We start from the raw sequence: 25,752 nt of genomic DNA, 5'->3' as shown, positions 1-25,752 counted from the left end.
ATCCACCTGTACAGCACCGGCCAGGCAGCGTCGAGCAACTGTCCACATGGCATGATCTGCACCTGTGTTCCGACGCTGGCTGAAGGCCAACGCCCTGCTCACGCCCACCGGGCTGTGGCTGGGGATCTTCCTGATCGCGCCGCTGGTGGTCGTCGTCGAGTTCAGCTTCGCGACTCGGGACACCGGTGTCGCCCGCGCGGTGCTGCCGTGGACGACGCAGGCCTACCTGAGGGCGCTCGACCCGGCGTTCCTGCCGATCTTCGGCCGGATCCTGGTCTACGCGGTGGCGACGACGGTCGCCTGTCTGCTGCTGGGTTTCCCGCTGGCGTGGTTCATCGCGCGGTACGGCGGCCGGTATCGGACCGTGCTGCTCGCGGCGGTGCTGATCCCGTTCTGGTCGAGCTATCTCGCGCGGATCTACGCGTGGAAGGCCCTGCTCGACGGCGAGGGCTTGGTCAACACCGTGCTCGGGTGGGTCGGACTGGGGCGCGACGGCGGGTTCTTGCTAACGCACGGCGCGGTGGTTCTCGGGCTGACGTACGGCTTTCTGCCGTTCATGGTCCTGCCGCTGTACGTGGCGTGCGAGCGGTTCGACTTCCGGCTCGTCGAGGCGTCGTTCGACCTCGGGCACGGGCGGGTGTCGACCTTCGTCCGTGTGGTGCTGCCCGGTGTGTTCACGGGTGTGCTGGCCGGGTCGTTGCTCGTGCTGGTGCCCGCGGCTGGTGACTTCGTGACGCCGAAGCTGCTCGGTGGCGTCGGCCAGTCGACGTTCGGGTCGGTGATCGACGACCAGTTCCGCAGCGGCAACAACTGGCCGCTGGGCTCGGCGATGGCCGTGCTGCTGCTCGTGCTGGTGGTGCTCGTGCTGCTGCTGCGCGGGCGGCGTGGGGAGGACGTGCTGTGAACCGTCGTCCGTGGGCGCTCGGGCTCGTCGTGGCCTTCGTCTTCGTGTTCCTGTACGCGCCGATCGTGTGGCTGGCGCTCGCGTCGTTCAACTCGTCGCGGTCGCTCAGCAAGATCAGCGGGTTGTCGACGCAGTGGTACGCCGAGCTGTTCGGCGACACGCGCGTGCTGGAGTCGTTGCAGCTGACCCTGCAGCTGGCGCTGGCGTCCGCGGTGATCTCGACGGTGATCGGGACGCTGGCGGCGTTCGGGCTGCGGCGGGCGTTCCCCGGTCGCGGGCTGTGGACCGTGTTGCTGTCGCTGCCGCTGGTGGTGCCCGAGGTCGTCATGGGTGTGGCGATGCTGGGGTTCTTCGTGAAGCTGGCCGGGATTCCGCTCGGGTTCGGGGCGCTGCTGTTCGCGCACGTGGCGTTCTCGCTGAGCTTCGTGGTCGTCGTGGTGCGGTCGCGGGTGTCCGGAATGGACGTTCGGATGGAGGAGGCGGCCGCCGATCTCGGGGCCTCGCCCTCGACGGCGTTCCGAACGGTCACGTTGCCGTTGGTGGCGCCCGCGGTGGTGGCCGGTGCGGCGTTCGCGTTCCTGCTGTCGTTCGACGACGTGGTGATCTCCTCGTACCTCACCGGTGTCGGGTCGACGACGTTGCCGGTGTTCGTGTACGCGCAGGCGTCGAAGCGCGGTATCTCACCGGAGATCGTGGCGCTGTCGACGTTGATGGTGACGGCGACCGCGCTGCTGCTGATCAGCGGTGTCCTGATCGCGTCGTGGCGGGCGCGCAAGGCCGGATCCACCGCGCAGCTGGTCTGACTTCGGGCCGGGGCTGTAGCCCGGCCTTGGCGCGCACGACTTCTCCGGTGGTGACACCGGCAGCTCTTGGGGGAAGACGTGCCGCAGTTGCGTGTCCATTTCACCGACAGGGATCTTGCGCACACCCGGTTGAAGCTGGAATCCGCCCGTGCTGTCCGTCGACCACCCGCACGAGGTGGACCTGTACCTCGGCGGACGGGGTCTCGTGCTGGTTCCCTGCTACTTCGCCGTGCGCCACCAGGTGGTCCTGGCGGATCCGGGGGTGCTGGTGTTCCCGATCCGGGCCGAGTCGCGGCTGCTGGCCTGTGAGAGCGGAAGATCACGTCCGGATAGTTGGTGTCCGCCTCGCCCTGCGAGAAGAAGTAGGCGACGTTGCCCCCCGTAGTTCGCTTCCAGGTACAGGCACAGTGATGTGCAGGCGGAGTATGTCGAGGCTGTCGCACGCCAGGAGCGTCCTTCGAACCTCGTCGAAGGGCTTCCACGCGACGCGGACCGAGTGAGGCGTCAACTTTCGTCGCGCAGATTCGATACTCCAGCGTGCCGCGCGAACATGGGACGTCTCGTAGCTTGAGAGCGTGATTACTGCTGTGCGGACCAGGGCCGAGGCGCTGCTCGCCGACACCCTGGCCCGGCTCAAGGCGTTGACGCCGGTCCGGGTCGTCGGCGAGGTGCTCGTGATGGTCGCCGTGGTCCTGCTGGACCTGTGGCCGGGGCCGTGGGGCGAGGACAAGGCGACGGGCTGGGCGCTCGCCGGTTTCATCGCCACCTACCTGCTGGTGCTGCCGCTGCGGCACGTGCTGCCGGCGACCGCCATGATCGGGGGCGCGGCGATCCCGTTCCTCGGGCCCGCGCTGATGGTCGTGCTGAGCTACACGGCCGGGCGGCGGATCGAGTCGTGGCGCAGGGCGGTGCTGTCGACCACGATCACGTTCGTCGTCGTGGCGCTGGTGTGGGACTGGGACTCGCGGCCGGTCGACATCGAACCCGTCTACGGCATGCTCATCCTGATCACGATCTTCGGTGTGGGCGTGGCGCTGCCGTTCCTCGTCGGCCGGTACCTGGCGCAGCGCGAGGCCCTGGTGCAGGCGATGCGGGACCGCGAGACGCGGATGCAGGGCGAGCACAAGATGCTGTCGCGGCAGGTGCGCCTGCGGGAACGCAGCCGCATCGCCCAGGACATGCACGACAGCCTCGGGCACCGGCTGTCGCTGATCTCGGTGCACGCCGGCGCGCTGGCGCTGGACCCGTCGCTGGGGGACAAGCAGCGCGAGGCGATCGGGGTGCTGCGCTCGGCGGCGTTGACCGGCATGGAGGAGCTGCGGGCGATCATCGGCGTGCTGCGGGCAGAGGACGGCCCCGACGACGACCCCGCGACACGGACCGTGGAGTCCATCGACTCGTTGGTGAGCGATGCGCGCAAGGCCGGTGTCCTGGTGTCGTTGGTGCGTGGTGGGCAGTCGAATCCGTTGCCTTCCCGTGTGTCGCACGCGGCTTATCGCGTGGCGCAGGAGGGACTGACCAACGCCGCCAAGCACGCGCCGGGCGCTGCCGTGCAGGTGACGGTGAAGTACGAGCCGGACGCGCTGGTCGTGGAGGTGCGGAACAACCCGTCGCGCAACGGTTCTGCTGCCAGTGAGCCGGGGGTCGGACTCATCGGCCTGAGTGAACGCGTGCGGGTGGCGGGCGGCATCCTGCACGTGGGCGGGCTGCCGTCGGGTGGCTTCCGGATCGCCGCGGTGCTGCCGTACGAGGAGACCGCGCTCCCCGACGAGCCGGAGGACGAGCAGGACGAGACGGAGTCACCGCGGGGGATCCGCAAGTGGGCCGGCATCGGGTCGATCGCGGGCGCGTCGATCGTGCTGGCGATCATCATCGGCGGCTTCACCCTCCTCGGCGCCCAGCCGGTGACCGAGGTCGTGACGCAGCAGGACCTGGACAGGATCCACGAAGGACAGTCGGAGGCGGAGGTGATGGCGCTGCTGCCGTCCGGCGACGAACCCCTGGTCGGCGACGGTGACCGCAAGTCGCAGGCCTCTCCCGAACCGCCGGGCGCACGCTGCGTCTACCACGTCACCGACGAGCAGTCCTACCGCGACCAGGGAACCCGGGTGGTGCGTTTCTGCTTCCGGGACGGCAAGCTGGTCGAGAAGAAGATCCACGTGCAGAGGAACAATCCATGATCCGGGTGCTCATCGCCGACGACGAACCGCTGATGCGCGCGGGCATCAAGGCCATCCTCGGCACCGCCGACGACATCGAACTGGTGGCGGAGGCGGGCGACGGCCGCGAGGCGGTGCAGATCGTCCGCGAGCGCCGTGTCGACGTGGCGGTGCTCGACATCCGCATGCCGCGGATGGACGGCCTGGCGTGCGCTAAGGAGCTGCGAGTCGTCGCGCCGTCCGTGCGGGTCGTCATGCTGACGACGTTCGGCGAGGACGAGAACATCGTGCGCGCGTTGTCCGACGGTGCTGCCGGGTTCCTGTTGAAGGACTCTGCGCCCGAGGAACTGCTGCGGGCCGTGCGCGCGGTGCACAACGGCGAGGCGTACCTCTCGCCGATGGTCACGTCGCGGGTCGTGGGGATGGTGGCCACGTCCGGGCAGCCGAAACGGCAGGAGGCGCAGAAGGCCGTCGCCGGGCTGACCGAGCGCGAGGTCGAGGTGCTGGCGTTGCTGGGGCAGGGGATGTCCAACGCGGATGTCGGCGCGAAGCTGCACATGTCGGAGGCGACGGTGAAGACGTACGTGTCGCGGTTGCTGGCGAAGCTGGGGCTGACGAACCGGGTGCAGGCCGCGCTGCTCGCTCGCGACGCGGGCATCGCGAACTAACGCATCCGCTCCCAGAGCATCAGCTTGCAGCTCCAGTCCATGCTCAACCAGGTAACGGTCCGGGCTGAACGCCAACCCGCGCATCCAGTCGTACACGAAGGTGTAAATCTCGCGTCGACGGTCTCTGCCGGACGACACCGCCCGGCAGGCGGTCGAGTCGGTCTTCCGCAAGGAGCTGGAATGACGTGAGGCCGTTCGGGTGTCACCCGAACGGCCCCAAACGTCTCAGGCGGCTAGACCCGGCTTCGCCTGCCGGTTACCAGTCGGTAGATGCCGAGCAGGATCAACGATCCGACGATGGCGAGCAGCCACGTGCGGATCTCGAAGAACGAGCCCAGGTCCGTCCCGAAGAGCGCAGATCCGATGAAACCACCCAGAATCGCGCCCACGATGCCCAGCAGCATCGTGATGATGAAACCACCAGGGTCGTTACCAGGCATGATGGCCTTGGCGATGGCGCCGGCCAGCAGACCGAGCACAATCCATCCGAGGATGCCCACGGAGAGTCTCCTTCCATCCGCTTGTCGCGAAGGGAATGCCCCCGAACTGGCGACTTCACGCCTCCAAAACCACTCCGTTATCAAAGTAACGGGCTGTGCCGGGCTCTCAGGCACTCTCCGGAACAATGAGGGGCGATGAGTACTCCACGCACTGTCCTGATCCTGGGGTCCACCGGCTCGGTCGGTACCCAGGCGCTCGACGTCATCCGGCGCAACCGCGACCGCTTCCAGGTCGTCGGGCTCGGCGCGGGCGGGCGTCAGCTTGACCTGCTGCAACAGCAGGCAGCCGAGTTCGGCGTGTCCACGGTGGCCGTGGCCAACGGTGCCGAGGTCCCCGGCGTCAAGACGCTGACCAGCATGGTCGACCTGATCAAAGCCTGCCCCGCGGACGTCGTCCTCAACGGCATGGACGGCTCGCGCGGCCTCGAGCCGTCGCTGAAGGCGCTGGAGTCCGGCGCGACGCTGGCCCTCGCCAACAAGGAGTCGCTCATCGCGGGCGGGCCGCTCGTGCTGAAGGCGGCCAAGCCCGACCAGATCGTGCCGGTCGACTCGGAGCACTCCGCGCTCGCCCAGTGCCTTCGCGGTGGCGCTCCGCACGAGGTGCACAAGCTGGTGCTGACGGCGTCCGGTGGGCCGTTCCGGGGCAAGACCCGGGATGACCTGAAGGACGTCACGGTGCAGCAGGCCATGGCGCACCCGACGTGGTCGATGGGCCAGGTCGTCACGATCAACTCGGCGAACCTGGTGAACAAGGGCCTCGAGCTCATCGAGGCGCATCTGCTGTTCGGCGTGCCCTACGACCGGGTCGACGTCGTGGTGCACCCGCAGTCCATCATTCACTCGATGGTCACCTTCACCGACGGCTCGACGCTCGCGCAGGCGTCGCCGCCGGACATGCGTCTTCCGATCTCACTCGGTCTCGGATGGCCCGAGCGCGTCGCCGGTGCGGCGCCCGCCTGTACCTTTGACACCGCCACCTCGTGGACGTTCGAACCGCTGGACAGCGTCACGTTCCCCGCGGTCGAGCTGGCACGGCAGGCGGGCAGCGGCGGAGGATGCCTCCCCGCGATCTACAACGCCGCGAACGAAGAGGCTCTGGCCTGCTTCGTCGCGGGCAAGACGTCGTTCCTGTCGATCGTGGACACCATCGGCCAGGTTCTCGGCGAGGCGAATGACTGGCAGAGGGATCCCGCGGACGTCGCGGAGGTCCTGGCCGCCGAGGACTGGGCACGCGCACGTGCCCGCGAGCTGGTTGGAAGGAACTGAACTTCGTGAACACATTCATCAACATCCTCGGGGTGCTGTTGTTCGCGTTCGGCATCGCGGTGTCCATCGCGCTGCACGAGTTCGGGCACCTGCTGACCGCGAAGGCCTTCGGCATGAAGGTCACCCGCTACTTCATCGGCTTCGGTCCGAAGCTCTTCTCGTTCCGCAAGGGCGAGACCGAGTACGGCCTGAAGGCGATCCCGGCCGGCGGCTTCTGCGAGATCACCGGCATGACCGCGCTCGAGGAAGTCCACCCGGACGACAAGCCGCGCGCGTTCTACAAGCAGAAGGTCTGGAAGCGCGTCGTCGTGCTCTCCGCCGGCTCGATCACGCACTTCCTGCTCGGCTTCATCATCCTGCTCGTCCTCGCGATGTCGCTGGGCCTGCCGAACAACAAGGACGTGCCGGTCCTCGCCCAGGTCTCCGACTGCGTGCAGGACTACACGGTGCCCTTCGACGCGCCGTGCCCCGCGGGGGCTCCGTCCCCGGCGAAGAGCGCGGGACTGAAGTCCGGCGACCAGATCGTCTCGATCGCGGGCAAGCCCATCGCGACCTGGTCGGACATGCAGAAGGTCACCCGCGACCTCAGCGGCCCGAACGAGTTCAAGGTGCTGCGCGACGACAAGGAGCTCACGCTCACCGTCGACGTGCCCAAGGTCACCCGCCAGATCTCCGACGGCAAGGGCGGCGTCGAGGTCAAGCAGGTCGGCGCCATCGGCGTGATCGTCCAGCAGGCCTTCACCTACGGCCCGATCGACGCGGTCCCGGCCGCCGTGGCCTTCACCGGTGACATGTTCGTGAACACCTGGAAGGGCCTCATGCGCTTCCCGGAGCGCATCCCGGCCGTGGTCAAGGCCATCGGCGGCGGCGAACGCGACCTCGACACCCCGATCTCGGTGGTCGGTGCCTCCCGCCTCGGCGGCGACGCGGCCGAACGCGGCCTCTGGGCGTTCTTCATCCTGATGCTCGCGGGCCTGAACTTCTTCGTGGGTGTGTTCAACCTCCTGCCGCTGCTCCCGCTAGACGGTGGTCACATCGCCGTCAACCTCTACGAACGGGTGCGAGACTGGATTCGGAAGCTGCGCGGGAAGCCCGCCGGCGCCCCGGTCAACTACATGCGCCTGTTGCCGCTCACCTACGTGGTCATCTTCATCGGCGGCGCCATCACGCTGCTGACCGTGACCGCCGACATCGTCAACCCGATCAGGTTGCAGTAGTGAAATACGGAAAGGTGCACAACCCATGAGTGACGGCGTGATGCTCGGAATGCCGGCACTGCCGCCGCCGGTGCTGTCGGAACGTCGCAAGACCAGGCAGCTGATGGTGGGCAACGTCGGTGTCGGCAGCGAGTTCCCCGTCTCCGTCCAGTCGATGACGACGACCCTGACGTCGGACGTCAACGCGACGCTGCAGCAGATCGCGGAGCTCACCGCCGCGGGCTGCGACATCGTCCGGGTCGCCTGCCCGTCGCAGGACGACGCGGACGCTCTGCCGGCGATCGCCCGCAAGTCCCAGATCCCGGTGATCGCGGACATCCACTTCCAGCCGAAGTACGTCTTCGCCGCGATCGAGGCCGGTTGTGCGGCGGTGCGCGTCAACCCCGGCAACATCCGGAAGTTCGACGACCAGGTCAAGGAGATCGCGGCCGCCGCGAAGGACCACGGCACCCCGATTCGAATCGGCGTGAACGCCGGTTCGCTCGACCCGCGTCTGCTGCAGAAGTACGGCAAGGCCACCCCGGAGGCCCTGGCCGAGTCGGCGATGTGGGAGGCCTCGCTCTTCGCGGAGCACGACTTCCACGACATCAAGATCTCGGTGAAGCACAACGACCCGGTGGTCATGGTGCGCGCGTACGAGCTGCTGGCCGAGCAGTGCGACTACCCGCTGCACCTCGGTGTCACGGAGGCGGGTCCCGCCTTCCAGGGCACCATCAAGTCCGCCGTGGCCTTCGGTGCGCTCTTGAGGCAGGGCATCGGCGACACGATCCGCGTGTCGTTGAGCGCCCCGCCGGTGGAGGAGATCAAGGTCGGCCACCAGATCCTCCAGTCGCTCAACCTGCGTCCGCGCAAGCTGGAGATCGTGTCCTGCCCGTCCTGCGGCCGCGCCCAGGTGGACGTGTACACGCTCGCCGAGCAGGTCACCGCGGGCCTGGAGGGCATGGAGGTGCCGCTGCGCGTCGCCGTCATGGGCTGCGTCGTCAACGGTCCCGGTGAGGCCCGCGAGGCCGACCTGGGCGTGGCGTCCGGCAACGGCAAGGGCCAGATCTTCGTGAAGGGCAAGGTCATCAAGACCGTGCCCGAGCACGCGATCGTGGAGACGCTCATCGAAGAGGCGATGCGCCTCGCCGAGGAGATGGAGCCGGTCGAGGGCGAGGCCCCGGCCGTCACCGTCGGCTGAGCCGCAGTTCCTCAAATGCAGCCAGAACCGGGAATTTTCCCAGTTCTGGCTGCATTTGCCGTAATTTCGGATCTTCTCGTTGAGAGAATCGTCGTTACCGTAAAGACCTTCCGGCCGTCGCGAAGAACGTGCGCATCGGTTCACCGGGAGGTCCCTGTTGAAACATCGCCGATCCAGGTCGTCCGCAGCGGTACTGGCATTCGCCGTGATCGCGGGGTCGGCGGCGGCCCCCGTGCTCGCGGCGCCCGCTGCCGGATCCACACCGGACACCGCCCGCACCGTCACCCTGATCACCGGTGACCGGGTCACCCTCGCGCCCGACGGCCGTGTCGCCCGCGTCCAGCCCGGCGAGGGCAGGAAGAGCGCCCGGTTCTCCATTTACCGAGGCGCCGGCAAGCACACGATCGTCCTGCCGCACGACGCCATCGCGTTGCTGCGCGCGGACAAACTCGACCGGAGACTGTTCGACGTCACGCAGCTGCTGGAGTTCGGCTACCGCGACCGGCTGCCGTTGATCATCGGCGGGCACGGCGTGCTCGCGGCGAGGACGGCCCGGAGCTGGGCGGCCCTGCGGACCACGACGGACAAGATCTGGCTGAACGGGCTGCGCAAGCCGACGCTCGACCGCAGCGTTCCGCAGATCGGCGCCCCCGCCGCGTGGCAGGCGGGCTTCACCGGCAAGGGCGTCAAGGTCGCCGTGCTCGACACCGGAGTCGACGAGAACCACCCCGACCTCAGGGGCAGGCAGCTGGCGGAGCGGAACTTCACCGAGGACCCGGACAACACCGACAACGACGGGCACGGCACGCACGTGGCGTCCACCATCGCGAGCACCGACGTCAAATACCGCGGTGTCGCGCCGGACGCGCAGATCCTCGACGGCAAGGTCTGCATGGAGACCGGGTGCGAGGAGTCCTGGATCCTCGAAGGCATGCGGTGGGCCGTGGAGAACGGCGCGGACGTCGTGAACATGAGCCTCGGCGGTGCCGACGGCCCGGAGATCGACCCGCTGGAGGAAGCGGTCAACCGGCTGTCCGAGCAGTACGGCACGTTGTTCGTGATCGCGGCGGGCAACGAGGGCCGTCCGGAGACCATCGGTTCGCCCGGTTCGGCGGACGCGGCGCTGACCGTCGGCGCCGTCGACCGCGACGACAGGATCGCGTGGTTCTCCAGCCGCGGCCCGCGTACCGGTGACGGCGGGATGAAACCGGAGATCACGGCACCCGGCGTCGGCATCGTCGCGGCCGAGGCGGGCACGACCGGGCACGTCGCGTTCTCCGGCACGTCGATGGCCACCCCGCACGTCGCGGGCTCGGTCGCGTTGCTCAAGCAGCAGCACCCGGAGTGGAAGGGCGCCCAGCTCAAGGCCGCGCTCGCCGGGACGGCGAAACCCGCCCCGGACCAGACGATCTTCGACCAGGGCCTCGGCCGGGTCGACCTGACCAAGGCGATCAAGGCGCAGGTGTTCGCCGACCAGATCACGATCAACTTCGGCACGCAGCAGTGGCCGCACGCCGACGACAAGCCCGTGACGAAGGACATCACCTACGTCAACCCGACCGACAAGGCCGTGACAGCCGACGTGCGGATCGACTCGGACGCGCCGGCCGGCCTGTTCTCGGTGAGCGCCACCAAGATCACCGTGCCCGCGAACGGCAAGGCGTCGGTGACGGTCACCGGTGACACCAGGGTCGGCACGAAGGACGCGGCGTTCAGCGGGCAGGTCACCGCGACCGCCGACGGGCAGTCCGTGCGCACGCTCGTGAGCATCGCCCGCGAGGTCGAGAGCTACGACGTGACGCTGTCGTACATCGACCGCAACGGTGGTGGGCCCGGTACCTACGTCACGTCCGTCGAAGGGCTCGACACCGGGAAGTACCTGCTCCTGTTCGGTCCGGACGGGCCGGGGAAGGTGCGCGTGCCGAAGGGCACCTACGTGGTGGAGACCGAGTTCTCCGACGAGGTGGCGGAGAGCGCGGATCTCGTCGTCCAGCCGAAGCTCGTGGTCAAGGGGGACACCTCGGTCACGTTCGACGCGCGGACGGCGAAGCCGGTCTCGATGACCGCGCCCGAACCCACGACCGACACCGTCGGCGAGGCGACCTTCCGGCGGGTCCTGGGGAACTACGAGGTCGAGCGCACCTCGCTGTCGTCGCCGGCGTTCGGGGACTTCCGCACGGCGCAGATCGGCGGCCCGTTGCCCGCCGACCAGCTGTCGACGCTCTTCATCACGCACAGCGTGTCGGCGGCCGACGACACCACGTTCTACCGCCTGGCGCTGACGGTCGACGGCCGCGTGCCGACCGGTTTCGCGGGGGCACCGCGCAAGCAGGACCTCGCCCGTGTCGAGCACAAGTTCGGCCCGTTCGCGAAGGACGCCTGGGCGATGCTCGGCGAGTACCCGACGACAGACCGCGGCCTGCGGACCGGCACGGCGATCTACCCGGTGCCGCCGGACAAGACCGCGGTCGAGTTCGTCACCACCAAGAACGTCAGGTGGGAGTCGTACCTGACGGTGCAACCTCCTCCGAACGGCTTCACCACCGTGATGATCTCGAACCTGCGCCGCTACCAGCCGGATCGGTCCTACATCGAACGCGAGTTCTTCGGGGTCTTCGGGCCGTCGCTGTCCAAGGTCGTCCCGGACGCCACGCGGACGGGCGGTCACATGTCGTTCATGATGTCCATGTCGGCCGACTCGAACGGCGGCTGGGGTGGCGGTCCGGTCGACTCCATCAGGACGACGCTGCACCGCGACGGCGTGCTCGTCGGCGAGTCGCCTGCCCGGATCGCCGATTTCGACGACCTGCCCGCCGCACCCGCCGGCTACCGAGCCGAGGTCACCGTCGACCGCTCGGGCGACGCAGAGCTCAGCACCAAGGTGTCGGCGGCCTGGACGTTCCGCTCCGGTGCCGTCGCGGGTGACGTCCGTGCCGCACTGCCGATCTCGGTGGTCAGGTTCGCGCCGAAGCTCGACGACAACGACTCGCTGCCCGGTGGCAGGACGCACCGGGTCGCGCTGTCGGTGCAGCAGCAGGAGGGTGCGGGCCGGATCCGGCACGTCGACGTCGACTACTCGCTCGACGAGGGCAAGACGTGGCGCCGGGCCCTGGTGATCGGGGACAACGCGTTCATCGACCACCCGGCGGGCGCGGGCACCATGTCCCTGCGCGCCAAGGCCGCGGACTCGCGGGGCAACACCGTCGAGCAATCGGTGATCCGCGCCTACAAGATCACCTGACCAGGCTGTCGATGAAGGGAACCTTCGTTCACGCAGGTGGAGGAAGGTTCCCTTCCTCGTTCCAAGGCGGGTGCGCACCGTCACGACCGCTCCGCACAGTTGGCTGATGCCACACACACGTCTTATCTGGCACGCTAGATGACGTGCTGAGGCTGGCCGGAGCGCGCGTGCTGGACGAACGCGACCTGATCGACGTACGCGGGGTCTTCGACAACGACCCCGTAGCCGCGTGCATGGTCGCCGCAAGGGTCGAGGTGGCCGGCCTGGACCCGTGGCGCCTGGGTGGCGAGATGTGGGGCTCGGACACCCGCGCTATCAGGGGCAAGGTGGACGGCCTCTGCTTCTCCGGCCCCAACCTCATCCCTCTCAAGGGCAGCGCGAGCGCCATGCGCATGTTCGCCGACAGGGCGAGACGCCGCGGCCGGATGTGCTCGTCCCTGGTAGGCCCGGCCGAACAGGTCTTAACGCTGTGGGACGAGCTGCAACCGGACTGGGGCCCGGCCAGGGAGGTCCGGGGCGACCAGCCGCTGATGGCCATCTCCAGCCCCCCGAAGATCACCCCGGACCCGCTGGTGAGGCAGGTCCGCCCCAGCGAACTCCCCCGCTACCTCCCCGCGGCGATCTCGATGTTCATCGAAGAGGTCGGCATCGACCCGTGCGCGGAGGACGGCGGCGCGGGCTACCGGGCCAGGGTCTCCGAACTGATCGCCGCTGGACGGGCCTTCGCGAGGTTCGAGAACGGCGAGGTCGTCTTCAAGGCGGAGATCGGCGCCATGTCCTCCAGGGTCGGCCAGATCCAGGGCGTGTGGGTCCGCCCGGACCGCCGGGGCGAGGGCATCGGCACAGCCGGAACGGCGGCGGTGGCCGACCGCCTGACCAGAGTCCTGAACCGCACTGCCAGCCTCTACGTCAACGGCTACAACCACGTGGCCCAGTCCGCCTATCGTCGAATCGGCTTCGAACAGGTGGGCCAGTACGCCACGGTCCTGTTCTGACCGGGCATACTCGCGCGGGTGCGCCTTCTCGCGACGATCACGGTGACGGTCCTGACGTTGACGCTGAGCGGCTGCGGCCTGTTCAAGTCCGAACCGGGTGCTCCGGAGATCACCAACGACTTCCTGGCGAAGCTCGCGTCCGGTGACGTGCAGGGTGCCGCCGGGCTCACCGACAACCCGAACGAGGCCAAGGAGACCCTGGACAAGTTCCGGGGCGCGCTGAAGCCGAAGGGCCTCACCAGCAAGGTCGACCAGATCCGCAAGAACGGCGAGACCGCGTCCGAGGCGTCCGTGACCCTCGACTGGGACCTCGACAAGAACCGCCACTGGACGTACCCGACCAAGTTCGACGTCCGCCAGGAGGGCGACTTCTGGAAGGTGCACTGGCAGTCGTCGGTGGCGCATCCCAAGCTCGCCCCGCAGCAGTCCATCCAGCTCACCGAGCTCAAGCCCGACCCGGCGCCGGTGCTCGACCGCGAGGGCACGCCGTTGCTGGCCCCCGAACGGGTCGTGTCGGTCCTGCTCGTCGGGAAGGAGGCCGGTGACGTCGCGGCGGTCGGCAAGGCCCTCGCCGACGCGCTGAACCCGTTCGACAAGGCGATCACCCAGCAGTCGATCACCGAGGGCGTCGGCAAGACCCCCGACGGCCAGGCCTACCAGGTCGCGGCGCTGCGGGATCCCGACTACCAGTCCGTGAAGCCCAAGATCTACGACCTGCCCGGCGTGCGGTTCAGCTCGCAGACGTCCCTGCTGGCGCCGAGCCGCAACTTCGGGTCCCAGGTGCTGCCCGCCGTGCGCAAGCTGGTCGAGAACGACATCGCGGGCAACGCCGGTTTCCGCGTCGCCACGGTCGACGCGCAGGGCACCGAGGTCGAGGAGCTGTTCTCGAAGGCTCCCGAGCCCGCCAAGGCCGTCAACATCGCGCTGTCCCGGGCGATCCAGGCCGCCGCCGAGGACGCCGTCGAACCGCTGCAGCAGCCCACGATGCTGGTCGCGATCCAGCCGTCCACCGGCGACATCCTCGCCGTCGCGCAGAACGACCCGGCCGACGCCCAGGGCGCTCTCTCGCTGACCGGCCGCTTCCCGCCGGGCTCCACGATGAAGGCCGTGTCCGCGCTGGCGGCGCTCGAGTCCGGCAAGGTCAACGCCGAGACTCCGCTGCCGTGCCCCGGCAAGACCACCATCGACGGGCGCCGGATCGTGCCGAACTCCAACGAGTTCGACAAGGGCACCATCCCGCTGCGCTCCGCCTTCGCGTTCTCCTGCAACACCACGTTCGCGCAGCTCGCCGTCGACATGCCGCCGGACCTGCTGCCGGGCGCCGCGCTGTCGCTCGGTCTGGGCGCCGACTTCGACGTCGCCGGCCTGACCACGATCACCGGTTCCGTGCCGCCCGCGACCGACGTCGTGGAACGGGCGGAGGACGCGTTCGGGCAGGGCAAGGTGCTGGCCTCGCCGTTCGGCATGGCTCTCGTCAGCGCGTCCATCGCGAAGGGCTCGATGCCGGTGCCGCAGTTGGTGCGCGGCAAGGAGACCAAAGCGGACAAACAGCCCACCGCGCCGCCCGCGGCCGCGCTCGACCCGGTGCGGCAGATGATGCGCGAGGTCGTCGACTACGGCACTGCACCGCAACTCAAGCCGTTCGGGGACGTGCGGGGCAAGACTGGCACCGCACAGTTCGGCGACGGCGTGCACTCACACGGGTGGTTCATGGGCTATCGAGGCGATCTCGCGTTCGCGACGCTGGTCCTGAGCGGAGAAACTTCTACTCCAGCCGTGGAGGTGGCGGCGAGGTTCCTGAAGGCGGTGCCGTGATGCCCAAAACCAGAGAACTGACGATGCGGGAACGCCTGATCCGGGCGGGTGTCCTGCTGCCGGCACCGCGGCTGCCCGAGCCGCGGGCCGAGGACCAGGTTCAGGGTGGGCAACGCGCACAAGGCTAATCTGGAGCGCATGGCTGTTCGTGCTCCCTTGCAACCCGGTGTTCAGTCTCCGCGGCGTCAGGTGCCGTCGCGCATCGTGCGTCCCGAGTACGTGGACAAGCCCGCGCCGCAGCGCGGCACCGACCCGTGGGTGCAGACGCCGGAGATCATCGAGGCCATGCGGATCGCCGGCCGGCTGGCCGCGCAGGCGCTGCAGGAGGCGGGCAAGGTCGTCGTTCCCGGTGTGACCACCGACGAGATCGACGCGGTGGCGCACGAGTTCCTGTGCGACAACGGCGCGTACCCGTCGACGCTGGGCTACCGCGGCTTCCCGAAGTCGTGCTGCACCTCGCTCAACGAGGTCATCTGCCACGGCATCCCGGACTCCACGGTCGTCGAGGACGGCGACATCGTGAACATCGACGTGACGGCGTTCATCGGCGGCGTGCACGGCGACACGAACGCCACCTTCCTCGCGGGCAACGTCTCCGAGGAGAACCGGCTGCTCGTCGAGCGCACGCACGAGGCGACCATGCGCGCGATCAAGGCCGTGAAGCCGGGCCGCGAGATCAACGTCATCGGCCGCGTCATCGAGGCCTACGCGAAGCGCTTCGGCTACGGCGTGGTGCGCGACTTCACCGGCCACGGCATCGGCCGCTCGTTCCACAGCGGGCTCGTGGTCCTGCACTACGACGAGCCGTCGGTGAAGACCGTGCTCGAGCCGGGCATGACGTTCACGATCGAGCCGATGATCACGCTCGGGGACTACGAGCACGACATGTGGGACGACGACTGGACCGTCACCACGAAGGACAAGAGCTGGACCGCTCAGTTCGAGCACACGCTCGTCGTCACCGACACGGGCTCGGAGATCCTCACAGTCTGCTGACCACGGCTTTCACCGCGGCCGCGACCGCCGAGGGCGACGTCGCGGCCGCCAGGTGGTGCGACTCGACGCGCTCGACCGGCCAGCCCAGCGCTTCGGCCTTGGCCGCCTGGTCCTCGTAGACCGCCGACAGCAGCACGTACCCGCACGCCCCGGTCCACTCGACGGTCGGGCGCTGCTCCTTCAGGAACTCCCACGGCACCTGGGGTGCCTCGTCGCGCATCTCCTCGCGCAGTTCCGAGGGCACCAGCCGCAGCGGGTCCTCGGGGAACCAGCGGTCCCAGCGCGGCAGCTTGCCGTCCCGCACCGACGCCTTGACCTGGTTCACGAGCGCGGGGTCGACGGTCTCGCGCCACGACCTGCCCGGCGTCGGCAGGTCGGAGTCGAGGAACACCAGGCCCGCCACGTCGATCTCCAGCGCGTACGCGAAGCCCGGTAGCAACGGTCCGGCGCCGCTGTGGCCCACCAGAATCACCGGCCCGGTGACGCCCGAGTCCTCCAGGGCGTCCGCGAAAGCGCCGATCAGCCGCTGGTGCACCGGTGCCTCGTTGATGGTCATCTGCAGGTCGACCAGCAGCACGGCCACCCCGTCGGAAGCCAGTTCGTCGGCGAGCGGACGCATGCTCGACGGGCCGAGGAACGGGCTGTGCATGAGGACGACGGTGACCATGTGGGTGATGATGGCAGCATTGGCGTCCATGCGGGGCGCGATGTTGATCTGTGGGACGACCTCGGACGCGGGCAAGAGCGTTCTGGTCGCGGGTTTGTGCCGCTTCTTGGCACGCCAGGGCGTCGACGTGGTGCCGTTCAAGGCGCAGAACATGTCCAACAACTCGTTCGTCACACTCGACGGCGGGGAGATCGGGCGCGCGCAGGCCCTGCAGGCGCGGGCGGCGTTCAAGGAGCCCAGCGTGCGGTTCAACCCCGTGCTGCTGAAGCCGGGGAGTGACCGGACGTCACAGGTAGTGGTGCTCGGCCAGGCGGTGGGCGAGGTGTCCGCGTTGAGCTACCGCGAACGCAAGCAGCAGCTCCTCGACACGGTCTTGTCCACTTTGGACGGGCTGCGCGCCGATCACGAGGTCGTCATCTGCGAGGGCGCGGGGTCGCCGGCTGAAATCAACCTGCGCGCCAACGACATCGCGAACATGGGCCTCGCGACACGGGCCGGTCTGCCGGTGCTCGTCATCGCAGACATCGACCGCGGGGGTGTGTTCGCGCACCTCTTCGGCACGGTGGCGGTGCTGGACGCGGCTGACCAGGCGTTGGTCTCGGGCTTCGTCATCAACAAGTTCCGCGGGGACGCCCGTCTGCTCGAACCTGGCCTGCATCAGTTGCGAGCGTTGACCGGACGGCCGGTGCTCGGTGTGCTGCCGTGGCGCGAGGAACTCTGGCTCGACGCCGAGGATTCGTTGTCCTACAACGCGGACGGCGTGATCGGCCGTCCGCAGCCGCCTGTGAAGGACTGGCTGCGGGTCGCCGTGATCCGGTTGCCGCGCATCTCCAACGCCACCGACGTCGAGGCTTTGGCTTGCGAGCCAGGCGTTTCCGTGCGGTTCGTGACCGAGCCGTCCCGGCTGGCGGACGCGGACCTGGTGGTGCTGCCGGGTTCCAAGGCCACCGTTTCCGACCTCGCGTGGCTGCGCGAAACCGGCCTGGCCGAGGCGATCGGACGGTTCGGCGGCCCGATCCTGGGCATCTGCGGTGGTTTCCAGATGTTGTCGAAGCGCATCGAGGACGACGTGGAGTCGAAGAACGGCGTGATCGACGGACTCGGCCTGCTCGACGTCGACATCCGCTTCCAGCCTTCGAAAACCCTTGCCAGACCTGCTGCTCTTGCGTGGGATGAGCCCGTCACCGGCTACGAGATCCACCACGGTCAGGTCGTGCGCAGCACCGAACAGCCTCTGGTGTCCGACGAGGGCGCCGAGACCGAGCGAGTCCTGGGCACGCACTGGCACGGGCTGCTGGAGAACGACGCGTTCCGCCGCAAGTTCCTGCTGTGGGCCGCTGATCGCGCGGGCAGGGATTTCGTGCCGGGCGAGGTGAGCTTCCAGGCCGCCCGCGAGGCCCAGTTGGACCTGCTGGGCGACCTGGTCGCGGAGAACCTCGACACCAAGGCCGTCATCGACCTGCTGGAACGAGGGGCTCCGGCCGGACTTCCGTTCGTGCCGCCCGGCGCCCCACCAGCTGCGGGATAGCGAGCCCCAGCAGCACCAGCCCGCCGGCCGCCGCCCGCAGCGTGGTCAGGTCCTCGCCGAGGAACAGCCACGCCGAGAACATCCCGAACACCGGCACCAGCAACGAGAACGGCGCCACGGTGGAGGACTCGTACTTGCGCAGCAGGAACCCCCAGATGCCGAACCCGAGCAGCGTCGAGATCCACGCGACGTACCCGAGCACGCCCACCCCGGCCCAGTCGAGCCTGCCGAGCGCACTCACGTCCTCGGTCAGGAACGACAGCGCGAACAACGGCAGCACCGCCACCGCGCTCACCCACACCATGAACCGCAACGTGTCGGCCGGCCGCGCGTACCGCATGAGCACGTTCGACACACCCCAGCACGCCGCCGCCGCGATCAGCAGCATGAACCCGAGCAGCGGCGAGCTCAGCCCGTAGTCCCACGCGATCACCCCGATGCCCGCGACGGCGAGCGCGATCCCGGTGACCTGCACGGCCCGCGGCCGTTCACGCAGAACGACGGCGGCGAACACCGTCGTGAAGATCACCTGGCTCTGCAGCACCAGCGAGCCGAGGCCGGCCGGCATGCCCGCCTTGAGACCGATGAACAGGAAGCTGAACTTCGCGACGCCGAGCACCAGCCCGACCGCGATGATCCACCGCCACGCGACCCGCGGCCGTCCCACGAAGAAGATCGCCGGCACCGCCGCGGCGAGGAACCGCAGCGCCGAGAACAGGATCGGCGGGAACTCGTCGAGGCCGATCTTGAGCACGACGAAGTTGAAGCCCCAGATGGCGGCGACCAGCACGGCGAGCAGGATGTGACGCGGACTCATGGCACTAAGCTTGCACGCGCTAACTATTAAGCACCAGTTCCGCTTGCTTAGGTGATGGGTTTAGCATCACTACATGCTCGACCTCGGAAGGCTCAAGGCACTGCACGCCGTGGCGACCCACGGCACGGTCGGCGCCGCAGCAGAAGTGCTCGGCTACACGCCGTCGGCGGTCTCGCAGCAGATCGCGAAGCTAGAACGCGAAACTCGCACCACGCTGCTAGAACGCCAAGGCCGGGGCGTCCGCCTCACCGACGCCGCGCTCCTGCTGGCCGAGACCGCGGGCCAGGTCCTCAAGCTCGTCGAAGAGGCCGAGGTAGCCCTGGAGGAACAGCGCGGCGCCGCGATCGGCCGCCTGTGCATCGGCTCGTTCGCCACCGCCGCACGAGGCCTGCTACCCGGCGTCCTGGCGAGCCTGATCGAGCAACACCCGGCACTGGACGTGCGCCTGACCGAGATCGACCCGCCCCAGGCCACCGAGGCCGTGGCACGGGGCGAGCTCGACATGGCGATCGTGCACGACTGGCAGAACACACCCCTGCCGCTGCCGGAGTCGTTGTCGCGGATGTTCATCTTCGAGGACGTGGCCGAGGTGCTGATCCCCGAGACGAACCCCTTGTCGCGCAAGGAGTTCCTGGAACCCGCCGACTTGGCCGGCCAGCGGTGGATGAGCCAGCCGGAGGGGTCGATCTGCTTCGACTGGTTGGTGCGGACGTTCCGCGGGGCGGGCATCGAGCCGGAGCTGGCCTATCGGATCAACGAATACCACACGCAGTTCGCGTTGCTGGCCAAGGGAATCGGGGTGGCGCTGATCCCGCGGCTGGGTCGGGGAGAGGTGCCGGGCAACGTGCGCGTCGTGCCGTTGCGGCCCAATCCGACGCGGCGGTTGTACGCGGTGTGGCGCACGCAGGCCTCGCGCCGCCCTGCGATCACCGCGGCGCTGGAGGTGATCAGGGCCGCCGTGGGCGCGGTCTCAACGGAACGTTAGCGGGAGTACGGTCGATCTTGTCCACCTCAGCCTGCTCAGCCGCGTTGACGTCGTCGAGTGCGGCGGTCAACAGGCTGGTCACGTCGTCGTACTGCCTGTCGGCGGCAGCGTCGACATCGTCGGGGCCCGGAGTTGCCTTCTCGGGTTTGCCTGCTGGGCCACGGCGTTCGGCGTTGGTCTTGGTGTATCCCTCGCTACGGGACTGGCTTTCGTCGATGATCGCGGCCTTGGTGCGTTTGACCGCGTCCTCCTTGGCCACCCGCATGCCCTGCATCAGCAGCCCCAGGATTTCCATGCCCTCGGCCCGGGCACTGGTCATTCCGCCGGCCAGCGCGGTGCGCACAGCCGTGAGCCGTTTCTGGATGTTCGCACGGACTACCGCAGCTTCGAAACCGTTGTACAGCGCGGCGTCCCCGTTGTTGGTCTTCTGGTCCGCTGCACGCTCGTAGATCATGATCGTGGTCTGGGCCTTGTCTTCGCGTTTGTCTCGTACAGGTATCGCGAGATTGACCATCTGCCACAGTCGTTTGCCGACGGCGAACGGGATGACGTGCTCGGACTCCGTCCAGTGGATCTCCTCGCCCTTGCGGTTGCTCGGCGGTTTGCTGCCGTGGCTGCCTATCCGGCCGATGCCTGGAGCCGGTGTGCCGGGATCCTTGGGGTCGACAGGTGCGGTCCCCGACGTCGCGGGCGTGCTGCCGTCCGGGATCTGTGCGTCGGTGGGCTCGACGGCGCGCTGGATCTCGCCGTGCACGGCCCAGTTCCTGCCCTGTGGCACGGGTTCCAGCACGGAGAGCCCGTAGCGGAACTTGATCGCGCCGAGCACCGGCTTGAGCACCCGGTCGCCGACCGGTTTGCCGCCGAACCTGTTGGCCGCCGCGACTCCCGCCCGCATTGCGGAGTCGAGGCGCTTCTTCTTGCCCTCGGGGCTGTCGTCGCCGCCCCGCAGCTTCGCCTTGATCTTGCCGCCGATCCCCTTGACACCGCGGATGATCGGCCCCGCCAGCGTCAGCCCCTTCTTGATCACCCAGTCCAGGGCCTTGTTCACCGGCTTCTGGAGCGTCTCGATGATCGACTTGATCTTCGCGCCGATCCCGCCCAGCCCGATCGCGCTCGCGAGGAAGCCGATGATGATCGGGACCATCTGGCCGAGCACGTCGTTGATCTTGTTGACGACGCCGCCCACGTTGCCGCGCACGATGTCGGCCACCGAGTCGATCACGGTGTTGACGAACTTCATGATGCGGCTGCCGTTGTTCACGAAGAACATCACGACGTCGTAGATCAGCTTGCAGGCCTTGATGAACGCGGCGGCGGGGTTCAGCAGGCCGATGAGCCAGGTGATGCCGGCGGTGATGATCTTCGTGATCACGAAGTCCTTCACCTGCTCCAGGATCATGTTCTTGATGTCGCCGAGCTTCTCCAGCAGCATCTGCCACAGACCCGCCACGCCCTGCGAGGTCAGCACCTGGAAGATCTCGACGCCCTTCTCGGCCGCCGCCATGGCCTTCTCGCCGATCTGGCGCACCAGGCGGTTGCGGATGTTGGCCCAGGTGAGGCCGAAGATCGACGCCAGCAGCTTGATGATGCCGCGCAGGTCGAACTTCTCCGGGAGCTCGATGCCCGCCTCGGCGAGTGCGCCGAACAGCCAGCCCATCAGGCCCTTGCGCAGGTGGTCGAGGATGTTGTCCTTGAACTTGAGGATGCCGCCCTTCACGCCGGCGATCAGGTTGCCGAGGAACTCGACGGGCTTCTTGATGATGTCGCCGACGACCCCGGCGGCACGGGACAGCACGTCGCGCAGCATCGCGGCCAGCTCGCGGATCGTGTTGAGCACGCCCTTGACCGCGTCGAGAGCGGCGTCGACGAGGCCCTTGTTCTCCGCCTGCAACGCCTCGATGCGCTCGTCGAGGCCCTGACGTGCCTCGACGTACTTGCTGGCCAAGGAGTCCACGACGGAGTTCTGCTTGTCGGTGACGTCGCTTTCGAGCTGCTCGAAACGAGCGGAGATCTCCTCGGACGCCTCCGCGCCGACCTTCTGCAGGTCGGGCGACAACGTCTTCACGTAGGCCGCGATCTCGGCCTTGCCCGAAGCGATCTTCTGCTTGGCAAGGGAAAGGTCGGTGCCCACGATGTCGGCGACGCGGGAGATCACGCCGTCCATCTGCTTCAGGTAGAGCTCGCGGCCGGCGGTGTAGAACTCGTTGACCTTGTCCGGCATGCCGAGCAGCTTGTCCTTGGCCCACCGGTACCCGCCGAGCCAGCCGGAGTACCGGTCCTGCTTGTAGGCGTTGACCTTGGCCGCCACGAACGACTCGAACGCCTGCCGCGCCTGCGCTTCGCCCGCCGTGAACGCCGCGTCGACCTTCGCGTCGATGCCCTCGAGGATCTTCTTCACCTCGGTCTCGGTGGCCGCGAAGATGCCCTGGACGCGAGTCGTCACCTCGGCGCGTTTGGTCTCGTCCTTGGTCTTCGTCTTTCCCTTGTCCGCCACCAGCTTCGCCAGCGCCGCACCCTTGGCGCCCTGCATCCCCGCGACACCCGAAGCCGTGACGGCGCCGGCATCTGCTTTGGCCTGGCCGAGTACCTGCTGTTCCTGGGCGCGGAACTCGCCGGGAGCCGTGTCGGCGTGTGCGGCGGCGGCACCTTTGGCGTCCAGCGCCTGCTGGAACTGCGGCTCGTTCGACTGTCGCAGTTGCTCGTCGGTGACGTCACCCTGTTCCTGCGCGACCTGCTGCTTACCCGCGGACAGGTCGGTCTGCGCCGGCGTGGCTGGCTTCGGCACGGCACCGGCGGCCGGGATCGCGACGGCGGCACCGGGGTTCTCCGCGGCCATCGGCGTGACAGGCTTCGGCACCGCTTTCGACTGGTCCGGCGGCGCGTCGGTGGCGGCGGCCACGTCCTTGGCCTGCCCCTGGGTCCCTTGAGAGACCATGCCTTTCACTTCGGACGCGACACCGTCGGCCTTGCCCGCGGGTGACGTGGCCTCCTGCAGCGTCTTGGGCGACTTGGCCTCGATCGCGGACTTCACGGCCGCGATGAACGCCTGCTTGTCGAACGACCCGGCCTGCTGCGCGTCCATCGAGTCGACCTTCGAGGCCTTCGCCTGCCCCGCCAGGTCGTCGGCCGGTGCCTGCGCGGCGTTCTGCGCCTCCTTGGCCTTCGCCGCGGCGGGTGGATGCGCCTTCTTGGCCGCCGCGAACCCCTTCACCTTCGCCGTCACCTGCATGAACGCCGGATCCGCCGCGGCCACGGCGGGAACAGCCGGTGCCGCAACGGGCTTCGCCGAAGCGCTGCCGCCTGCCGGACGGGCGCTCGCCGTGCCGAGCTTGGACTTCGCGGGCACCGGCTTCGCTGGTGGCACGGGCTTCTTGGGCTGCACGGCGTTCGGGCCGAACCCGGTCGTCGTCACGGCCAGCGCGGACGCAGGCGGCTTCGGTCCCTCCAGCGTCACCGGCACACCGGCCGACTGCGCGGCCTTGAGGCCTTTCTCGACCGTGTCGATGTCGGGTTCGGAGCCGCGCACCTCTTTCAAGGCAGCGTCGAGCACGGCCTCGTCCGGCTTCTTCTGCTTGGCCGCCATGAGCGCGCCCACGGCCGCGTTACCCGCGTCCCGTTGCAGCGCAAGCAGAGCGTGCAGGCCTACCGCAGGGCCCGCCTTGCGCTTACCGTCCGCGAGAGCGCCCGTGACCTTCTCATCGGCTGACCGGCGTGCGGCGACCATGCCACGAGCCTGAACGAGCCTCGCGACGTGGAACATGCCGGTCAGGCACACGCAAGGGCAGCAAAATCCGCCCTAAGGGGCAGCGACCACGTGCTTCTTCTTGGGCGCCATCACCTTCAGCACGGCCTTGGCCTCGCGGACCACGCCCGCCATGTCCTTCTTGAAGGTCTTGAAGTACGGCTCGATGGTCACCGTCGCGGTGTCCTTGGTCTCCACCACGTTCCAGGTGCCGCGCACGAACCCGTCCACCAGGAACGTCGGCGGGAAGATCCCGTTGCGCACCGCGCCCCACCGCGACCGCGCCTCCTCGTTCATGATCCGGGCGCGATCCGCGTGCCCCAGCAACACGTTGTCGAACGCGGGCAGCAGCCGTGCGGGCGCGGGCGCGTCCTCGGAGACGATCACCCCGTCCGGCACGTCCAGCAGCACCTTGCCCGCCTCGTTCTTGTACTCCACCAACTCGAGGTCCGCCGCGTGCGCTTTCAGTCCGATCAGCCGCGACCACGCCTGCATGTCCGCCAGCGTCGCCGGCCCGAACGCCCGCAGGTACCGCGTGATCAGCTCGGGCACCGCCGCCGACGAAGGCAGGTCGCGGCCGAGCCACGTGGCCATCGCGACGTTCTGCGGAATGCCGCCCACACCCCAGATCCCGCGCGGCGGCACCTGGATCATCGGCACCAGCATCTGCGCCTGCGTCGACAGCTCCCGAGCCTTGGCCTCCGGGAAGTGCTCCTCCAGGAACGCGCCGATCTCCGCGACCGTCCGGGGTTCGCTGTCGATGTACTCGCGGGTGATGCGCGCCAGCTTGTCCAGGTCGATCTCGACCCGCGTCGCCGGCGGCATCACGATCTTCGCCCACTTGTTCAGCTCCGGCTGCAACGCCGTGCGCATCAGGTAGACGTCGGAAGCCGAGATCAGGTGCAAAGTGCCGCGCCACAACGTCATCCGCACCAGCGACCGGTCGATGATCAGCTTGCTGAGCGCGTCGAACTTGTACGGCTTGAGCCGCGTCCACAACGCGAGGTACGGCGGGACCGGCGCCTGGGCCTGGAGGCCGCCGAGGTGCTCGACGGCCTCCACGATCGGCATGCTCGTCCGCTCCAGCAGCAGTTGCCGCTGAAGGAGCGTCCGGTTGAGAGTGCGGTTCGAAAGAGTGATCACAGCGACCCGAAGAACTTCCTGATGTCTTGGACCAGCAGGTCCGGCTCCTCCAGCGCGGCGAAGTGGCCGCCGCGGTCGAACTCCGTCCAGTGCACGATCGTCGGTATCATCTTCTCCGCCAGCGACCGGACCGGCACGCTGATGTCGTGCGGGAAGATCGCGACGCCGGTCGGCACCGTCGAGGGCTGCTGCTGCCCCCACGACGCCGACTGCTCCTTGTACAGCGCCGCCGACGAGCCCGCCGTACGGGTGAACCAGTAGATGGACACGTTGGTCAGGATGTGGTCGCGGCTCACCGCGTCCTCGGGCGAGCCCTCGTTGTCCGTCCAGTCGTGGAACTTCTCCGCGATCCACGCCAGCTGCCCGACGGCCGAGTCGGTCAGCCCGTACCCGAGCGTGCGCGGCCTGCTGCGCTGGACGTGCATGTACCCGGACAGCTCGTTCTGGTAGTGGTCCAGCGACTCCAGTGCCCGCAGCTCCTCGGGCGTCAGGTCGTTGACCCCCTGCGGCCGGAACGTCTGCAGCATGTTCACGTGCACGCCGACGACCTGCTCGGGGAACACCCGGCCGATCTCCTGCGCGATGCCCGAACCCCAGTCGCCGCCCTGCGTGCCGTAGCGCTCGTAGCCCAGGCCCTCCATGAGCTTCGCGAACGCCCACGAGATGCGCAGGACGTTCCAGCCGGGCTTGGTGACCGGTCCCGAGAAACCGAAGCCGGGGATCGAGGGGATGACCAGGTGGAAGTTCTCGGACAGCTGGTCGATGACGTCCAGGAACTCGACGACCGAGCCGGGCCAGCCGTGGATCAGCATCAGGGGCAACGCGTTCGGCGTCTTCGACTTCACGTGCAGGAAGTGGATGCGCTGGCCGCTGATCTCGGTCGTGAACTGCGGGTAGGAGTTGATCCGCGCTTCCTGGGCACGCCAGTCGAACCCGTCGGCCCAGTACTCGGCGAGCGGGCGCAGGTAGCTCAGCGGGATGCCGTAGGACCAGCCGACGCCCGGCAGGTCCTTCTCCGGCCAACGCGTGTTGGTCAGGCGTGAACGGAGGTCGTCGACCTCGGCCTGCGGGATCTCGATGCGAAACGGCGTGATCTCCATGGCCCCCACGCTATGACCCGATGCGG

General features: G+C 68.4%; 20 protein-coding genes. 14 read left to right on the top strand and 6 right to left on the bottom strand.

Annotated features, from left to right (window positions below; all coding sequences use genetic code 11):
• Positions 1 to 64 precede the first annotated feature (64 nt).
• The 4 genes from ABZ345_RS10630 (at position 65) to ABZ345_RS10615 (ending at position 4,534) form a co-directional block, all read left to right on the top strand.
• On the top strand, positions 65 to 904 hold the full coding sequence (locus ABZ345_RS10630) for an ABC transporter permease (RefSeq protein WP_359845286.1): 840 nt from the start codon (positions 65 to 67) through the stop codon (positions 902 to 904).
• A complete protein-coding gene (locus tag ABZ345_RS10625; protein WP_359845283.1) occupies positions 901 to 1,707 on the top strand; it encodes an ABC transporter permease in 807 nt (268 codons plus the stop codon). Before ABZ345_RS10630 ends, ABZ345_RS10625 begins: the two co-directional genes overlap by 4 nt.
• Before the next feature lie 575 nt (positions 1,708 to 2,282).
• A complete protein-coding gene (locus ABZ345_RS10620; RefSeq protein WP_359845280.1) occupies positions 2,283 to 3,887 on the top strand; it encodes a histidine kinase in 1,605 nt (534 codons plus the stop codon).
• Positions 3,884 to 4,534 (top strand): response regulator transcription factor, encoded by a 651-nt coding sequence (locus ABZ345_RS10615; RefSeq protein ID WP_359845277.1) that lies wholly within the window; start codon positions 3,884 to 3,886, stop codon positions 4,532 to 4,534. The genes ABZ345_RS10620 and ABZ345_RS10615 overlap by 4 nt, the downstream gene beginning before the upstream one ends.
• A gap of 233 nt (positions 4,535 to 4,767) precedes the next feature.
• On the opposite strand, the gene ABZ345_RS10610 is transcribed toward ABZ345_RS10615, so the two are convergent.
• Positions 4,768 to 5,034, bottom strand: coding sequence for a GlsB/YeaQ/YmgE family stress response membrane protein (locus ABZ345_RS10610; protein WP_359845274.1), 267 nt, complete (start codon positions 5,032 to 5,034; stop codon positions 4,768 to 4,770).
• A 135-nt stretch (positions 5,035 to 5,169) separates the two neighbouring features.
• On the opposite strand from ABZ345_RS10610, the gene dxr reads away from it, so the two are divergent.
• From dxr to map, 8 genes are all read left to right on the top strand, one after another.
• The gene (gene dxr / locus ABZ345_RS10605; protein ID WP_359845272.1) at positions 5,170 to 6,300 is read left to right on the top strand and encodes a 1-deoxy-D-xylulose-5-phosphate reductoisomerase; all 1,131 of its coding nucleotides are present in this window, start codon (positions 5,170 to 5,172) and stop codon (positions 6,298 to 6,300) included.
• A 5-nt stretch (positions 6,301 to 6,305) separates the two neighbouring features.
• Positions 6,306 to 7,517, top strand: coding sequence for a site-2 protease family protein (locus tag ABZ345_RS10600; protein ID WP_359845268.1), 1,212 nt, complete (start codon positions 6,306 to 6,308; stop codon positions 7,515 to 7,517).
• A 49-nt stretch (positions 7,518 to 7,566) separates the two neighbouring features.
• Positions 7,567 to 8,697 (top strand): flavodoxin-dependent (E)-4-hydroxy-3-methylbut-2-enyl-diphosphate synthase, encoded by a 1,131-nt coding sequence (gene ispG / locus ABZ345_RS10595; protein ID WP_359845753.1) that lies wholly within the window; start codon positions 7,567 to 7,569, stop codon positions 8,695 to 8,697.
• 157 nt (positions 8,698 to 8,854) lie between these two features.
• Complete coding sequence (locus ABZ345_RS10590) at positions 8,855 to 11,938, top strand: S8 family serine peptidase (protein ID WP_359845265.1); 3,084 nt, start codon at positions 8,855 to 8,857, stop codon at positions 11,936 to 11,938.
• A 143-nt stretch (positions 11,939 to 12,081) separates the two neighbouring features.
• Entirely contained in the window at positions 12,082 to 12,933 is an 852-nt protein-coding gene (locus tag ABZ345_RS10585) for a GNAT family N-acetyltransferase (protein ID WP_359845262.1), read from the top strand.
• A gap of 18 nt (positions 12,934 to 12,951) precedes the next feature.
• The gene (locus ABZ345_RS10580; RefSeq protein WP_359845259.1) at positions 12,952 to 14,748 is read left to right on the top strand and encodes a penicillin-binding transpeptidase domain-containing protein; all 1,797 of its coding nucleotides are present in this window, start codon (positions 12,952 to 12,954) and stop codon (positions 14,746 to 14,748) included.
• Positions 14,748 to 14,876, top strand: a complete 129-nt coding sequence (locus ABZ345_RS10575; protein WP_359845256.1) for a hypothetical protein — start codon at positions 14,748 to 14,750, stop codon at positions 14,874 to 14,876. Before ABZ345_RS10580 ends, ABZ345_RS10575 begins: the two co-directional genes overlap by 1 nt.
• A 10-nt stretch (positions 14,877 to 14,886) precedes the next feature.
• Positions 14,887 to 15,744 carry a type I methionyl aminopeptidase gene (gene map, locus ABZ345_RS10570; protein ID WP_359845253.1) on the top strand — a complete coding sequence of 286 codons (858 nt, stop codon included), beginning with the start codon at positions 14,887 to 14,889 and terminating at the stop codon, positions 15,742 to 15,744.
• On the opposite strand, the gene ABZ345_RS10565 is transcribed toward map, so the two are convergent.
• Positions 15,731 to 16,411, bottom strand: a complete 681-nt coding sequence (locus ABZ345_RS10565) for an alpha/beta fold hydrolase (protein ID WP_359845250.1) — start codon at positions 16,409 to 16,411, stop codon at positions 15,731 to 15,733. The genes map and ABZ345_RS10565 overlap by 14 nt on opposite strands.
• A gap of 28 nt (positions 16,412 to 16,439) precedes the next feature.
• Between ABZ345_RS10565 and ABZ345_RS10560 the strand changes: the two genes are divergently transcribed.
• Positions 16,440 to 17,939: a cobyric acid synthase gene (locus tag ABZ345_RS10560; protein WP_359845751.1), complete on the top strand. Its 1,500-nt coding sequence runs from the start codon at positions 16,440 to 16,442 to the stop codon at positions 17,937 to 17,939.
• Here ABZ345_RS10560 and ABZ345_RS10555 read toward each other — a convergent pair.
• On the bottom strand, positions 17,863 to 18,756 hold the full coding sequence (locus ABZ345_RS10555; protein WP_359845247.1) for an EamA family transporter: 894 nt from the start codon (positions 18,754 to 18,756) through the stop codon (positions 17,863 to 17,865). The genes ABZ345_RS10560 and ABZ345_RS10555 overlap by 77 nt on opposite strands.
• Before the next feature lie 73 nt (positions 18,757 to 18,829).
• On the opposite strand from ABZ345_RS10555, the gene ABZ345_RS10550 reads away from it, so the two are divergent.
• On the top strand, positions 18,830 to 19,741 hold the full coding sequence (locus ABZ345_RS10550) for a LysR family transcriptional regulator (RefSeq protein WP_359845244.1): 912 nt from the start codon (positions 18,830 to 18,832) through the stop codon (positions 19,739 to 19,741).
• On the opposite strand, the gene ABZ345_RS10545 is transcribed toward ABZ345_RS10550, so the two are convergent.
• The 3 genes from ABZ345_RS10545 to ABZ345_RS10535 form a co-directional block, all read right to left on the bottom strand.
• Complete coding sequence (locus ABZ345_RS10545; RefSeq protein ID WP_359845242.1) at positions 19,704 to 23,465, bottom strand: hypothetical protein; 3,762 nt, start codon at positions 23,463 to 23,465, stop codon at positions 19,704 to 19,706. The genes ABZ345_RS10550 and ABZ345_RS10545 overlap by 38 nt on opposite strands.
• Positions 23,466 to 23,537: 72 nt before the next feature.
• Entirely contained in the window at positions 23,538 to 24,626 is a 1,089-nt protein-coding gene (locus tag ABZ345_RS10540; RefSeq protein ID WP_359845239.1) for a winged helix DNA-binding domain-containing protein, read from the bottom strand.
• A complete protein-coding gene (locus tag ABZ345_RS10535; protein WP_359845236.1) occupies positions 24,623 to 25,726 on the bottom strand; it encodes an epoxide hydrolase family protein in 1,104 nt (367 codons plus the stop codon). Before ABZ345_RS10535 ends, ABZ345_RS10540 begins: the two co-directional genes overlap by 4 nt.
• Positions 25,727 to 25,752: the final 26 nt, after the last annotated feature.

The sequence above is a fragment of the Lentzea sp. NPDC005914 genome (genome assembly GCF_040629405.1).
Lineage (GTDB): Bacteria > Actinomycetota > Actinomycetes > Mycobacteriales > Pseudonocardiaceae > Lentzea.
Note: the sequence above shows the minus strand (reverse complement) of the source record. Positions and strands in the feature narration are given on the sequence as shown.